13 protein-coding genes are annotated in these 12,817 nt (G+C 66.6%); 6 read left to right on the forward strand and 7 right to left on the reverse strand.

Translation table 11 applies throughout. From position 1 onward, the window contains the following. Positions 1–188: 188 nt before the first annotated feature. From PMI15_RS01645 to PMI15_RS01660, 4 genes are all read left to right on the forward strand, one after another. Positions 189–914 carry a response regulator transcription factor gene (locus PMI15_RS01645; RefSeq protein WP_007862950.1) on the forward strand — a complete coding sequence of 242 codons (726 nt, stop codon included), beginning with the start codon at positions 189–191 and terminating at the stop codon, positions 912–914. Beyond that, positions 911–3,052, forward strand: a complete 2,142-nt coding sequence (locus PMI15_RS01650) for a sensor histidine kinase KdpD (RefSeq protein WP_007862951.1) — start codon at positions 911–913, stop codon at positions 3,050–3,052. Before PMI15_RS01645 ends, PMI15_RS01650 begins: the two co-directional genes overlap by 4 nt. Positions 3,053–3,239: 187 nt before the next feature. Further along, positions 3,240–3,698: an Lrp/AsnC family transcriptional regulator gene (locus PMI15_RS01655; RefSeq protein ID WP_007862953.1), complete on the forward strand. Its 459-nt coding sequence runs from the start codon at positions 3,240–3,242 to the stop codon at positions 3,696–3,698. 113 nt (positions 3,699–3,811) lie between these two features. After that, positions 3,812–5,149, forward strand: a complete 1,338-nt coding sequence (locus PMI15_RS01660) for a sorbosone dehydrogenase family protein (RefSeq protein WP_007862954.1) — start codon at positions 3,812–3,814, stop codon at positions 5,147–5,149. 9 nt (positions 5,150–5,158) lie between these two features. Here the strand turns inward: PMI15_RS01660 and PMI15_RS01665 are convergent, their stop codons facing one another. Both PMI15_RS01665 and PMI15_RS01670 read right to left on the reverse strand, forming a co-directional pair. Beyond that, entirely contained in the window at positions 5,159–6,310 is a 1,152-nt protein-coding gene (locus PMI15_RS01665; protein ID WP_007862955.1) for a hypothetical protein, read from the reverse strand. Positions 6,311–6,410: 100 nt separating this feature from the next. Beyond that, a complete protein-coding gene (locus PMI15_RS01670) occupies positions 6,411–7,079 on the reverse strand; it encodes a histidine phosphatase family protein (protein WP_007862956.1) in 669 nt (222 codons plus the stop codon). Between the two features lie 126 nt (positions 7,080–7,205). On the opposite strand from PMI15_RS01670, the gene PMI15_RS01675 reads away from it, so the two are divergent. Together PMI15_RS01675 and PMI15_RS01680 are read left to right on the forward strand one after the other, a co-directional pair. Further along, the gene (locus PMI15_RS01675) at positions 7,206–8,039 is read left to right on the forward strand and encodes a cupin-like domain-containing protein (RefSeq protein WP_007862957.1); all 834 of its coding nucleotides are present in this window, start codon (positions 7,206–7,208) and stop codon (positions 8,037–8,039) included. 101 nt (positions 8,040–8,140) lie between these two features. After that, complete coding sequence (locus PMI15_RS01680) at positions 8,141–8,830, forward strand: hypothetical protein (protein ID WP_007862958.1); 690 nt, start codon at positions 8,141–8,143, stop codon at positions 8,828–8,830. A 28-nt stretch (positions 8,831–8,858) separates the two neighbouring features. Here the strand turns inward: PMI15_RS01680 and PMI15_RS01685 are convergent, their stop codons facing one another. The 5 genes from PMI15_RS01685 to PMI15_RS01705 are packed head-to-tail and all read right to left on the reverse strand — an operon-like array spanning position 8,859 to position 12,817. Beyond that, on the reverse strand, positions 8,859–9,872 hold the full coding sequence (locus tag PMI15_RS01685; protein WP_007862959.1) for a threonine dehydratase: 1,014 nt from the start codon (positions 9,870–9,872) through the stop codon (positions 8,859–8,861). After that, a complete protein-coding gene (locus tag PMI15_RS01690; RefSeq protein ID WP_036837107.1) occupies positions 9,869–10,507 on the reverse strand; it encodes a LysE family translocator in 639 nt (212 codons plus the stop codon). The genes PMI15_RS01685 and PMI15_RS01690 overlap by 4 nt, the downstream gene beginning before the upstream one ends. Before the next feature lie 14 nt (positions 10,508–10,521). Beyond that, positions 10,522–11,235, reverse strand: a complete 714-nt coding sequence (locus PMI15_RS01695) for a VOC family protein (protein ID WP_007862961.1) — start codon at positions 11,233–11,235, stop codon at positions 10,522–10,524. Between the two features lie 14 nt (positions 11,236–11,249). Continuing rightward, entirely contained in the window at positions 11,250–12,164 is a 915-nt protein-coding gene (locus PMI15_RS01700; protein WP_007862963.1) for a PhzF family phenazine biosynthesis protein, read from the reverse strand. Between the two features lie 32 nt (positions 12,165–12,196). Further along, positions 12,197–12,817, reverse strand: a complete 621-nt coding sequence (locus PMI15_RS01705; protein ID WP_007862965.1) for a glutathione S-transferase — start codon at positions 12,815–12,817, stop codon at positions 12,197–12,199.

Consider the following 12,817-nt stretch of genomic DNA (forward strand, 5'->3'; position numbering starts at 1 on the left):
GGTGAGAGGCACGGTCTTGTGTTCTCTCTGGCCTCCATTGTTCGAAGCGGGCCCGGAGCATTCAATGCGCTTGCGCGGTGTCTTTGCGCGCTTTGGCGGCGGCATTCATCCGCCAACGGAAGAAACACTCACACGGCCGGGGGCGGCCCGCGCCCATAATCAGGCCACCCCTTTACTTGGCACGCCCCATGACCAAAATTGCCGTCATCGAAGACGATTTGCCCATGAGCAACCAGCTCAGGGGCTGGATTGAATCGGCCCGGCCGGGCATACAGGTCGACCAGTGGTTTAGCCGCGACGACGCCGAAGCCGCCGTCGCCCGCGAGGGCTATGACGCGGTGGTGCTGGACATCGAACTGGGGCGCGAACGCCATGCCGGCGTGGCCATCATCAACGCCATCAACAAGCAGCGGCAGGGCACGCCGGTGCTGGTGGTCTCGGCCATGCCGGCCGCCATCTACCGCAGCATCATGAAAGCCCTGGACGCCTGGGATTACCTGCAAAAAACCACATTTGAGGAAGCCGATTTCATCGAGACCTTCCTGGACATCCTGCGCAGCGCCAAGGCAAAACCGGCTGGCAAGGCGCCCGCGGCGGACGGCCAGGAGCTGCAGCTGGACCCGCTGCGCCAGAACACCGCCATCTGGCGCGGCCAGCGCGTGAACCTGCCGCTGACGGCACAGCGCATCCTGGCGGCGCTGCATGCGCGCCGCGGCGAGGTGGTCAGCTATGAAGACCTCTACCAGGTGGTCAAAAGCGGCCGCAACCGCGACAACATCCGCAAGCACGTGAGCACCATACGCGACGCCTTCAAGGAAATCGACGCGGCCTTCGAGGGCATTGAAAACGTGCCCATGCGCGGCTTTCGCTGGGCCGAGGCCGAGCCCGCCCCGCGCGGCAAGGGCCTGGCGTGAAGCTGCCGGCCGGGCTGGACGTCGAGCGCCTGCTGCCGGCGCGTGTGCCCTTCGGCCTGCGGGTTTTCTTTCGCGGCGCGTTTTTGCTGCTGGGGCTGGCCACCGTCGCGCTGGCCGTCGCCGTGCTGCAGGACGAAAAAGAGCGCAGCTACCGCAACTACCAGGACGGCTTTCGCAAGAACCAGGCGCAGATCGCGGCCAAGCTGCGGCATCCCACGGGCCAGCTGGTGCTGCTTAACCCCACGGCCTACGACCATGAGGTCACGCCCCTGCGCCCGCTGGTGCTGCCGTTTTCGGCCCTTGATTTTGACGACCGCAACAAGGCCCAGCAGGCGGTGGAGATGGCCGGCTGCCTAGTGCAATACCCCGATGCGGCCTCGATGTGCGTGGCCGTGGGCAACAACCCCTTTGCCGGCGGTTTCCTCTACGCCGTCGGCAGCTTCAACAGCGGGCCCCTGGTGTCGCACAGCTCGGGCACGCTGGACTTGAGCCTGGCGCACCGCGCCCGCATCACGGTCGACATGCGCGGCCAGCGCTACCGCTGGATCGCGCCTTTCCAGGCCATGCAGGCCGTGGACGAGGGCCGCAACGCCTCGCCTTTTGCCAACACCCGGGGGCGGCTGGTGGGTTTTGCCGACGACGGCCCCATCACGCCGGCCAGCCGGCCGGTGCGCGATTTCCGCGGCTGGCTCTGGCAGGACGGCCGCTGCGTGGACGGCACGCCGGCGGCCGGCCCGGATTGCGCGCGGCGCGCCTTTGTCAGCGTGCGCCTGCCGGTGGAGCTGTTTCGCGAGGCGCTGTTTGCCAAGGGGCCGGCAGACATCGTCTGGCCGCCAAGCGACCTGGACCAGATCAGGGTGCAGGTGGAGATGCTGGCCCCCGGCGAGGGCAAACCCCTGTTCGACAGCAATGCGGCGGGCGCCACCGCGCCTTTTTCCTGGTCCGAGCTGAGCCCTTTGCTGCTGCCCGGCGAGAAGCTGCGCATACGCAAGCTGGGCGCGGGCGGCGCCGGCAAGGACATCGTGGCGCTGTCCGGCGCCGAGGCCGCCGAGCGTGCCTCGCCGCTGATCGCCTGGCTGATCCGGCGGCTGCAGGTGGAGGGCTACGACGCGCCCGTCACCAGCACCGACATCATCAGCACGCCGCTGGGCCGCTATGAACTCACGCTGACCGGCGACATCCGCACGGTCAACAAGGCCCTCACGGCCGTGGCCACCCGCGTGTCCTGGTTTGTGGGCGGCATGCTGCTGGCCATCTTCGCGACCTGGCTGGCCATCGAGCTGCGCATCATCCACCGCATCACCGTGCTGACCCGCCGCGCCGCCACCGTCTCCAAGGGTGTGCGCGCCAGCGACGGCCTGGCGGCGGTGGACCTGGCCGACCTGCGCGGCGGCGATGAACTGGGCGTGCTGGCCGGCGGCCTGCAGGACCTGCTGCAGCGCGTGAACGAGGACGTGCGGCGCGAGCAGATACGCGTGGCCCAGGAAAAAGACACCTGGCACGCGGTCGGCCATGAAATCATGTCGCCGCTGCAGTCGCTGATGGTGCTGCACGGCAGCGCCGACGACCCGGCCCACCGCTACATCAGCCGCATGCAGCAGGCGGTACGCGTGCTCTACGGCAGCGCTTCGCCCAGCGAGGCGTTTGAATCCACCGCGCTCAATGTGCAGACCCTGGACGCCAATGAATTCCTGCGCCACGTGGCGCGCAACGCCGCGGCGGCCGGCATTCCCGGCGTGGCTTTTGAACCCCTGGCCCAGCCGGTGACGGTGCGTGCCGACGAATATTCGCTGGAGGACGTGGTCTCGCATGTGCTGCGCAATGCCGATCGTTACCGCCGGCCCGGCAGCCTGATCCGCATCACGCTGTCCCTGCAGGCGCAGGAAGGCACGGCAGCGCCCGAGGCGCTGGTCGCCATCAGCAACCTGGGCCCGCGGATAGACGCCGGCATGCTGGGCAAGATTTTTGAGTACGGCGTGTCCGACCTGCCCGACACCGATGCCGGCGCGCCGGGCCAGCGCGGCCAGGGTTTGTTTGTCGCCAAGACCTATATGGCCAAGATGGGCGGCACCATCACCGCACGCAACCTGGACGATGGTGTTTGCCTGGAGCTGCGTTTGCAGTGCTCAGTGGCCTGAAAGTCAAAAGCCCCCAGCGAGCGGTAACTTGCTGGAGGCCTTGTCTTGGTGGACGGACCGGTAAGCCCGCCGCCATGGAAGAAAGTATCGCCGGGACGGGGCCGAATAATTTGCTTGATTTGCTGCCGGATTTGCCGAATATGGATAAAAAATCTGTAAATCCGAAAAAATCAGATAAATTAGCTTAATGGATACTTTGGACCGGAAAATCCTTCAGGTTTTGCAGGCCGATGCGCGCGCCAGCCTGCAAGACATTGGCCAGGCCGTGGGCCTGAGCCCCTCGCCCTGCTGGGGCCGCATCAAGAAGATGGAGGAAGCCGGCGTGATCGAGGGCTACACGGTGCGCCTCAATGCGCAGGCCCTGGGCCTGGGCGACACCGTGATGGTGCAGGTCACGCTGGACAGCCATTCCGACAACACGCTGGAAAAATTCGGCGAAACCCTGGCCGCGATTCCCGAGGTGGTGGAGGCTTACCTGGTGTCCGGCGAATATGACTACCTGCTGCGCATCGCGGTGCACGACACCAAGGACTATGAGCGCCTGCTGCGCGAGCGGCTCTACAAGATCAAGGGCATACGCCACAGCAAGTCCAGCTTTGTGCTGCGCACGCTGAAAAAAGCCGATCTCCCCCTGCTGCCGGGCTGAGGCCCGGGCCCGACGCTGACAGGGCGCTGGGCCACCGGCTGACAGCTCCGGCATTCCCCGCGGCGCACAGTGGACGGGCGCGCCGCTGTGGCGCGGCACCCAAGAGAGAATGTATGCACGCCCCCGGCTATTCCATCAAGACATGGCTTGCGGCCTCGGCTTGCGCTGCCATCGTCGTCGGCCTGGTGGCCTGCGGCGACACCGCCGTGCTGCCACCCGAAGCCGGCATGGGCGCCAACCCCACGCTGCCGCAGCCCAGAAAAAGCTTGATCCCCACCGTGAACATCGCGCCGGCCAAGGGCTGGCCCGAAGGCGCCATGCCCACGCCCATGTCCGGCCTGGCCGTGACGGCCCTGGCCACCGGCCTGGACCACCCGCGCTGGGTTTACGTGCTGCCAAACGGCGACGTGCTGGTGGCCGAGACCAATGCACCGCCCAAACCCGAGGACGGCAAGGGCCTGCGCGGCTGGTTCATGAAAAAGGTCATGGGCCGGGCCGGCGCCGGCGCACCCACGGCCAACCGCATCACCTTGCTGCGCGATGCCGACGGCGACGGCAAGGCCGAAAGCCGCAGCGTGTTCCTGGAAAACCTCAACTCGCCCTTTGGCATGGTGCTGGTGGGCAATGATTTTTATGTGGCGAATACCGATGCGGTGGTGCGTTTCCCTTACCAGCCGGGCCAGACCACCATCACGGCGGCGCCCGTCAAGCTGGTGGACCTGCCGGCCGGCCCCATCAACCACCACTGGACCAAAAACATCATCGCCAGCCCGGATGGCGGCAAGCTGTATGTGACGGTGGGCTCCAACAGCAATGTGGGCGAGCGCGGCATGGAAGCCGAGGCCGGCCGCGCCGCCATCTGGGAGGTGGACGCCAAGACCGGCGCGCACCGCGTGTTCGCCTCCGGCCTGCGCAACCCCAACGGCATGGGCTGGGCGCCCGGCAGCGGCGCGCTCTGGACGGTGGTCAACGAGCGCGACGAGATCGGCAGCGACCTGGTGCCCGACTACCTGACGTCGGTGCGTGACGGCGTGTTTTACGGCTGGCCCTACAGCTACTACGGCAAGAATGTGGACGAGCGCGTGCGGCCGCCGCGGCCCGACCTGGTTGCCAAGGCGGTTTCACCCGACTATGCGCTGGGCTCGCATGTGGCGCCGCTGGGCATGGCGTTCTCGGAAGGCAGGGCGTTGCCGCCTCTGCTGGCATCCGGCGTGTTCGTCGGCGAGCACGGCTCCTGGAACCGGGTGCCCCACAGCGGCTACAAGGTGGTGTTTGTGCCCTTCGAAAACGGCTTGCCTGCGGGTTTGCCGATCGACGTGCTGAGCGGCTTCCTGAGCCCCGAGGGCCATGCCTACGGCAGGCCTGTGGGCGTGGCGATGGACAGGCGCGGCGCGTTGCTGGTGGCCGACGATGTGGGCAATGCCGTCTGGCGCGTGAGCGCTTCTCAATAAGCCGGCCCTTCAAACGGGCGGCAGCACCATGTCCGCCGTGCCGGGCCGCATCCAGCGCGGGTACTCGCGCGAGGTGTCTATGCAGCCGCCCGACTGGTACACGCCCTTGGGCTCGCGCATGCGCAGCATCAGCTCGAGTATGCGTGCCGTCTCGGCCGGGTCGGCGCTGGAGGCCTTGACGCCGGCTTCGACAATGCTTTCATTGATGCGCAGCTCCCCGGCTTCGTCGGTATAGGTCGCGTGCCGCCAGTGAAACAGCTCCAGGCATTTGGCCGTCAGCGAGTAGGGCTGCTCGCGTTTCCAGAAGTTGGTGAACAGCCCGTTGCCGATGTAAAACACCCAGGAGCCTTCATAGCCTGAGACGTCGGACGAATGTTCATCGGGGTTGCGGAACCACAGGCGGTCGCCGGGCACGTAGTATTTGGGCGGCAGCGGCTGCTCCATGGAGCCGTATTCGCGCAGGAACACGTCGTGGAACTTGCCCGACATGATGGCGCGCCGCTCCCAGCGCTGCTGCAGGCCGGCCAGCAGGGCCGGGTTGCAGGTCTCGAGTTCCTGCGCGATGGCCAGCAGGATCACATACTCGGTCGCGCGGTAACAGGAAAAGGAATACAGCTTGCCCGAGGCCTCGGGCTGGGTGGCTTTTTGCAAGGCGGGAATCAGCGCGTGGCCGGGCCGCACGGTAAAGCCGTCGTCCTCGGAGTAGGTCCAGCAGTCCTCGGGCCGGTTGACTTCGGTGGTGTGGAATTCCAGCGCCGTCTTGCGCGCGGCGACCACGATGTTGCGGCGCACGCGCACTGCCGAGGCCAGTTCCTCATGGCTGGGAAATTCGAAGGCGATGGGGCTCAGCAGCATGGCCAGCAGGATTTCGCGCTCCAGGTCCTCGCTGCTGCCCGTCGTATCCAGTTGCAGTTTTTCGGCCAGGCCCAGGGTGTCCAGGCCGGGCGCCCATTTGTCGGCCAGGCCGGGCGCCAGGCGAAAGCGCCGGCCCCCGGCGGCGCCCTCGCGCGCGGGGAGCTCCGTGGTTTCCACGGCGTCCTGCAGACCGAGCTGCTCGAGCTGCACCAGGAAGCGGTAGCTGGACGCCGCCAGCGCATCGCCCGTGGCGGCGTACAGGTGTATGCCGGCGACAAGCAGGCTGGGGTTAGGGGCGGCACTCATGTGCCAAAGAGTATCTTTGCTTGGCGCGATCCCGGCAATGGTGAAAACACCACGGAAGCCGATGCAAGGTTTGCGTCAGCGTTCAGGCCGTAAACAGCTTCTAGGCGTAGGTGATCCAGCTCGCGTGCTCTGGCGCGTCGAGGTGCGGCAAGGTGTTGTAGGTCACCAGCATGTGGCGCTTGGGCGTGAAGGCGAACTCGGTGAGTGAGCAGTTGCGTATGCGCAGGTTGAGTTCTATGGTGGTTTCCGGGCTGGTGCCCAGCACGTGGCCGACCGCGGTGGAGATCGGCCCGCCGCTGGAGACCAGCAGCACATTGCCGCTGTGGGTGCTGCGGATGTGGTCCAGCACGTCGGTGATGCCGGCGACGAATTCGGTGTAGCTGGGCATGCCCTTGGGGCTGACGACGCCGGCCATCCATTGCGTCAGGCCGTCGCGTAGCAGGCGGAAATGGCCGCGGTATTCCTCGGGCGTGGCGGGCTTTTCCAGCTTGTGCGGGTGGATCGCGCCTATCACCGCATGGCTGTCGTATTCATTGAGCCCGGGCCGCTGCTCGGCCTGCATTTCAATTCCCATGCCCTCGCAGATGCCGGCAAAGGTGTTGACCTGGCGCTGCAGCGTGCCCGTGAAGGCCGCGTCAAAGGCGATGCCCTTGTATTTGAAGTATTCCCCCAGGCGAAGGCTTTGCTGGCGCCCCATGGGGCTGAGCACGTCGTAGTCGTCTTCGCCAAACGAGGCCTGGCCGTGGCGCACGAGGTAGAGGGTTCCCATGGGCGGATTGTGGCGAATCACCACTCGCCTGCCAGTCGCACGTGCGACCGGCCCGGCGGCGATGTGGCGCTCATGGTTTTGTCATGCCAGTGCAATACACGGGCCCCATGCTTGGGGCCATCGTCAATGAATTCAACCATTCCGGACATCCACCCCGGCTTGCTGGCGCCGGTCGACGAGCGCCAGGCCCCTTACGCCGTGAGCCCGAATTCGCCGCTTCCCTGCGTCATTCGTGGCGCCGCTGCGCAATGGCCGGCGACGCAGCGCTGGACATTTGACCATCTCGCAGCGCTGGGCGGAGACCGCCCCGTGACACTGGTGGTGGGCAATCGCGAGCTGGGACAAACCGGTTTCGTGACCTCGACCTTCGCCGCCTGCGTCGGCAGCCTCGCGTCCAACGGGTCCATTTGGGAACAGGGCGCCGAGACCGCGCACCTCAAGGAATTCGACCTGCTGTGTGAATTTCCCGCGCTGCGAAACGACGTGAACATGCAGGCCCTGTTTCCCCCGCGCCACCATGTGGCCAGCAGCGCCTGGATAGGGCCGCGCGGCGCCCACACCGGCCTGCACTACGACCTGCTGGACAACCTGGCCGTGCTGCTGCGCGGAGCCAAGCGCTTTTACCTGGCGCGGCCCGGTGTCGTGGAAGCGCAAGGCGCGATGTCTTCCAAGTACGACCGCTGGGCGCGGCTGGCCGACATCGGAATCCAGGAGCTCGCAACGCGCAAGCTGCCGGAGGCGTCGCTGTTTGTTGCTGACCTCCGACCCGGTGACGCCATCCATGTTCCCAAGGGTTGGTGGCATGAAGTCGTCAACCTGGAAAGCAGCATTTTCCTCAGCGGGTTTTTCGGGCCCATGCCGCAAGTCACCTGCCTTTGGCTTTCGACAGGAATACGCCAGTTCGTCCACGACGCCATGCCTTTTGCCGGCAGGCGGTGCACTTGCCATGCCGCTCGTTGAGCCAACCTGCCTGCCAACACTTTTTGACCGAGCGAAAGGTATCCGTTTTGCCGAAAACTTTAGCACCCCAGCCACGCAGGTTTACCACGCGATTTCTGCGGATGGACGACATCCCCGCACTGCTGGCCCTTGAACGCAGGCAGTGGACGGCTGAACAGGCGGCGGGCCCCGCCGAGTTCCGCGAGAGGATCGAGGCCCATCCTGACCTCTGTGGCGGCGCTTTCTGCGCGCGCACCGGTGAGCTGCTGGGCTCGGTCTTTGCGAAGCCCACCCATGATGCCGAATGGACCGACCCCGGCAACTGGGCACAAAGCGCGAGCCTGGATGCCCAGCCCGCGGGGAAGTTGCCGCAACAAAAACGAACCCGCTGCATGTTCGGCATCAGCCTGACCAGTGTGGAGCCCGGTGCGGCGGTGCAGCTCCTGGCGTTTTACTACCTTTATCTGCTCAAGCGTGGATACACCGAGATATTCCTGGGCTCGCCCATGCCCGGATTGAAGCGCCACCTGCAGCGCCATCCCGGCGCCTGTGTGGAGGCCTATGCGCGCGCGACCCGATCAGGCCTGCCTGTGGATCCGCAGCTGCGTTACTACCATGGCAAGGGATGGCGGGAGATCGTCGCAGTTCGCGAAAATTATTTCCCGCACGAGGATTCCTGCGACTACGGGGCCATCCTCAAGGCAAAGGTGCCCTTGCGGCACCTGGCACTGCTGTTCAAGCTGGTCCCAGTTTCGGCGCTGCGGATGATCTCAGCCCTGGCGCCGCGTCTGGCAATCCCCGCGGGCCGTTGACCGGCCGGGGTGCGTCCGCTGCGACAACTCAGGCTTGAGGCCCGGCCAGCACCTCCGCGAACACGGTCCGGTCCACATTGCCGCCGCACAAGGTGACACCCACCACCTGGCCCTTCAGAAGTTCGCGCTCTTTCATGGCCGCGGCAAAACTCGCCGCGCCCGCGCCTTCGGCCACATTGTGGGTGTCGGTGTAGAGGTCACGCATGGCCTGGGCCACTTCGTCGTCCGTCACTTTCACGATATGGTCCAGCTGCGGCAGCAGGATGTCCAGCGCGGCGCCATCGGCAACGCGGCAGGCCATGCCGTCGGCCAGCTGGGTGGTTACGGGCGCTTCCACCACGCGGCCGGCGGCCAGCGAGTCGGCATAGGTGGTGGCATGCGCGCTCACCACGCCGACGATGCGCAGCTTGCGGCCCAGCGCCAGCTTGGCGGCTATCGCCGAACAGGCGCCCGAGCCCTGGCCGATCGGCACATAGACTACGTCGAGTTGCGGCACGGCCAGCATGAATTCCCACCAGTAGGTGCTGACGCCGCGCAGCAGGTCGGCATGGAAGCTGGGCACCATGTGGGCACCGCGTTCGGCGGCCAGCGCCATGGCGAATTCGCGGCTTTCCTGGAAGTCCTCGCCGTGTTCAATCAGCGTGACGCCGAGCGCGCGCATGGCGGCGTTTTTCTCTAGCGAGTTGCCGTGCGGAACCACGATGGTGCAGGCCACGCCGTGCGCGCGCGCCGCCCAGCCTATGCTCTGGCCGTGGTTGCCGCGCGTGGCGCTGACGACCTGCGCGGGCAACTCGCCGCGCCGCTGCAGCGCCTCGAAGTAGGTAAGCCCGCCGCGCAGCTTGAAGGCGCCGACCGGCGTGTGGTTCTCGTGCTTGATCCAGCAATCGGTGCCCAGGCGCTGGCTGGACAGGCCCCAGCGGTACTGCGGCGTGGCCTGGAATTCGCGGTAGACCACGCGGGCCGCGTCTTCGATTTCGCGCAGCGAGGGCAGCAGCTTGCCGGTATTCTCCAGCCCGGGCGCCCGGTCGAGTACGGCGCTCATTGGGTAGCCCGCTTTTCGGTCAGCAGGCGCAGCGCCAGCAGTCCCAGCACCGTGCCCATCACATAACGCTGCACGCGCATCCAGCTGAGGTTGCGGTTCAGGAAGCCGGCAATCGCCGCGGCAAAGCAGATCAGTACCGTGTTTACGCTGGTGCTCACGCTGATCTGCACCGCGCCCAGTGTCAGGCTTTGCAGCAGCAGGTCGCCGCGCTCGGGATGCAGGAACTGCGGGAAGAAGGAGAGGTAAAACATCGCGACCTTGGGATTGAGCAGGTTGGTCATAAAGCCCATGAGGAACAGCGTGCGCGGCGGGTCATGCGGCAGTTCACGGGTTTCAAAGGGCGCGAGGCCACCCGGCTTGACGGCCTGCCAGGCCATCCACAGCAGATAGGCTGCACCCGCCACCTTGATCGCATCGAAAGCCACCGGCACGGCCAGCAGCAGCGCCGTGAGGCCGAAGGACGCGGCCAGCAGGTGCACGACAAACCCCGTGGCCACGCCGCTGAGCGACACCAGGCCGGCGCGGGGGCCCTGGCACAGCGTGCGCGAGATGCAATAAATCATGTTGGGCCCGGGCGTGATCACCAGCACAAAGGCGGCGAGGGCAAACCAGGCGAGTTCGGTCGTGGTAAACATAGCATTCATAGGCCCTATATCCCCTTTGATTCAAGCGTGACAAGGCCGCGCGGCGTCTGCAGCGTGGCGATGAGGTTCGGCGGGCCCTGTGACAGGCCCACGCCGGCCAGGCCTATGGCCTCGTAGCCGGCGCGCAGCGCGTCGGGCCGCGGATGGCTGGCGTGCAGCGACTGCAGCGTGACGCCCGAGGGCGCCATGGTCTGGCTGGGATGGGCGTCGCCCCACTGGATCAGCGTGGGCAGCGCGCCGTAGAACAGGCGCTGGCCGTCTTCGCGCACCGTGATCTTCCAGGACAGCAGGCCTTGCGGCGTCATGCGCGAAGCTTCCAGCAACTCGCCGCGGTCCAGTCCCAGGCGTGCCAGCGCGCGCACGCCGCCCTGGGCGCGGGGGGTGGACGCCGCGAAGTGCGCGAGCTGCGGGCCGCCTTTGCTGAGCTGCAGTTGCAGCTCGAGGTCGTCCAGGTCAAACCAGCGCCTGGCCGGGGCCGGGCGTGTGCAGGGCTTGCCCGGCTGGATTGCGATGATTTCAAAGTAAGCCGTGGGAAAGGCCGGCGAGGCGATGCTGAAGAGCCGGTTGTGCGTGCCCATGAGCGTATGCTCGCCGCCCGGCCCAGGCGTGATGCCCAGCACGCGCTCACACCATTGCACGCCTTGCTCCAGGCTGGCCGCCACCACCACCAGGTGGTCGACCTGCGAGGCCAGCGGAGAGGATGCGGTGGTGGTTTCCATGGTGTTGGAGGGCCTTAGAGCGTGACGCTTCCGTCCACGCAGCTTACCGACTCGCCACCGACCCAGACCTGGCCGGCCGCGTCGCGCTCCAGGTGTACCTGGCCGGCGCGGCCCAGGCACACGCCCTGCGAGGCGGTGTAGCGCTCGGGCGCATGGCCTTCGGCGATCAGCCATTGCGCGAGGCTGGCGTTGAGGCTGCCGGTGACCGGGTCTTCGTCGACACCCAGGGGCGCGGCAAAGGCCCGCACCTCAAAGTCGGGTGCGAAGGAGGGCTGGGACGCCGCAAAAGCCCTGGCCTCGCGGTTGGCGCGCGCTATCAGCGGCGCGGCGTCTTCATGCGGGTAGCGCGCCGCCACGCCTATCTTGGTGCCCAGCTTGGCCAGCGCCTTGTGGTCGGGCGCCAGGCTCAGCACGGTTTCGGGGCTGTCCAGCAGCAGGCCCAGCCAGAGCGGGCCATTGTCCAGGCATTGCGCGGCCAGCACCTGGCTGGCCTTGAGACCCAGCGCCGTGGCCACCTGGGCCAGCACCGTGGGGCTGGGCGCCGAGCGCTTGAGCGCGGGTGCGGCAAAGGCCAGGCGTTTTGTGCCCGGCTCGCGGCGTATCTTGACCAGGCCGACCTTGCATTCCTGCACGATGAAGTCTTTGGAGCGCGGCTGCCCGCCGGCCTCGAGCCAGCCGTGGCAGCTGCCCAGCGTGGGGTGGCCGGCAAAGGGCAGCTCGCCGCCTGGCGTGAAGATGCGCACGCGGTAGTCGGCCGCGGCGTCCGTGGGCGGCAGCAGGAAAGTCGTTTCCGACAGGTTGGTCCATTTGGCAAAGCGCTGCATCGCGGCATCGTCCAGGCCGCTGCCGTCCAGTACCACGGCCAGGGGATTGCCGTAGTAAGGGTTGGGGGTGAATACGTCGACTTGCTTGAATGCGCGCTGCTTCATGGGGCTCTCGGTTTTCCAGGGGGTTTAAAGATTTATGACAGGGGAAGGTCCAGCACGCCGCGCGAGGCGGGCCGCGCCAGCAGGTTTTGGTACCAGCGGTCCAGGTGCGGCCGCGCGGGCCGCGGCTGCGGCAGGCCGAACCAGCGGTGCATTTCGCAACCCAGCGGGATGTCGGCCATGCCGAATTGCTCGCCGCCCATATAGGCATGGTCGGCCAGGTGCGCATCGAGCAAAGCCAGCAGCGGCTCGGTGGCAGCCACCGATTGCGCGATCAGCGCGGCATTGCGTTGCTCCGCCGGCGTGCGTATCAGCTGCACAAACGCCGCGCGGCCGGCCGGGTTGAAGGTGGTCTGCTGCCAGTCCATCCATTGCTCGGCGGCAAACCGCTGCGGCAGCCCCGCGGGATAGAAGTTGCCCGGCGAATATTTGGCGCACAGGTAGCGCACGATGACGTTGGACTCCCAGATGAGGACCTCGCCGTCTTCCACCAGCGGCACCAGCGCATTCGGGTTCTTGCGGCGGTAGTCGGCCTCCTTGACGATGCCGAACTGCCCGCCGGCATCGGTGCGCTGCAGGCTCAGGCCCAGCTCCTGGGCGGCCCAGACGACTTTGCGCACGTTGATGGAGCTGATGCGCCCCCAGAGATGAAGCAT

It is taken from the genome of Polaromonas sp. CF318, assembly GCF_000282655.1.
Classification (GTDB): domain Bacteria; phylum Pseudomonadota; class Gammaproteobacteria; order Burkholderiales; family Burkholderiaceae_C; genus Polaromonas.

Coding starts and splice junctions, on each gene's coding strand:
- PMI15_RS01645 (WP_007862950.1), top strand. CDS start 189: ATGACCAAAATTGCCGTCATCGAAGACGATTTGCCCATGAGCAACCAG.
- PMI15_RS01655 (WP_007862953.1), top strand. CDS start 3,240: ATGGATACTTTGGACCGGAAAATCCTTCAGGTTTTGCAGGCCGATGCG.
- PMI15_RS01660 (WP_007862954.1), top strand. CDS start 3,812: ATGCACGCCCCCGGCTATTCCATCAAGACATGGCTTGCGGCCTCGGCT.
- PMI15_RS01665 (WP_007862955.1), bottom strand. CDS start 6,310: ATGAGTGCCGCCCCTAACCCCAGCCTGCTTGTCGCCGGCATACACCTG.
- PMI15_RS01670 (WP_007862956.1), bottom strand. CDS start 7,079: ATGGGAACCCTCTACCTCGTGCGCCACGGCCAGGCCTCGTTTGGCGAA.
- PMI15_RS01675 (WP_007862957.1), top strand. CDS start 7,206: ATGAATTCAACCATTCCGGACATCCACCCCGGCTTGCTGGCGCCGGTC.
- PMI15_RS01680 (WP_007862958.1), top strand. CDS start 8,141: ATGGACGACATCCCCGCACTGCTGGCCCTTGAACGCAGGCAGTGGACG.
- PMI15_RS01685 (WP_007862959.1), bottom strand. CDS start 9,872: ATGAGCGCCGTACTCGACCGGGCGCCCGGGCTGGAGAATACCGGCAAG.
- PMI15_RS01690 (WP_036837107.1), bottom strand. CDS start 10,507: ATGTTTACCACGACCGAACTCGCCTGGTTTGCCCTCGCCGCCTTTGTG.
- PMI15_RS01695 (WP_007862961.1), bottom strand. CDS start 11,235: ATGGAAACCACCACCGCATCCTCTCCGCTGGCCTCGCAGGTCGACCAC.
- PMI15_RS01700 (WP_007862963.1), bottom strand. CDS start 12,164: ATGAAGCAGCGCGCATTCAAGCAAGTCGACGTATTCACCCCCAACCCT.
- PMI15_RS01705 (WP_007862965.1), bottom strand. CDS start 12,817: ATGCTTCATCTCTGGGGGCGCATCAGCTCCATCAACGTGCGCAAAGTC.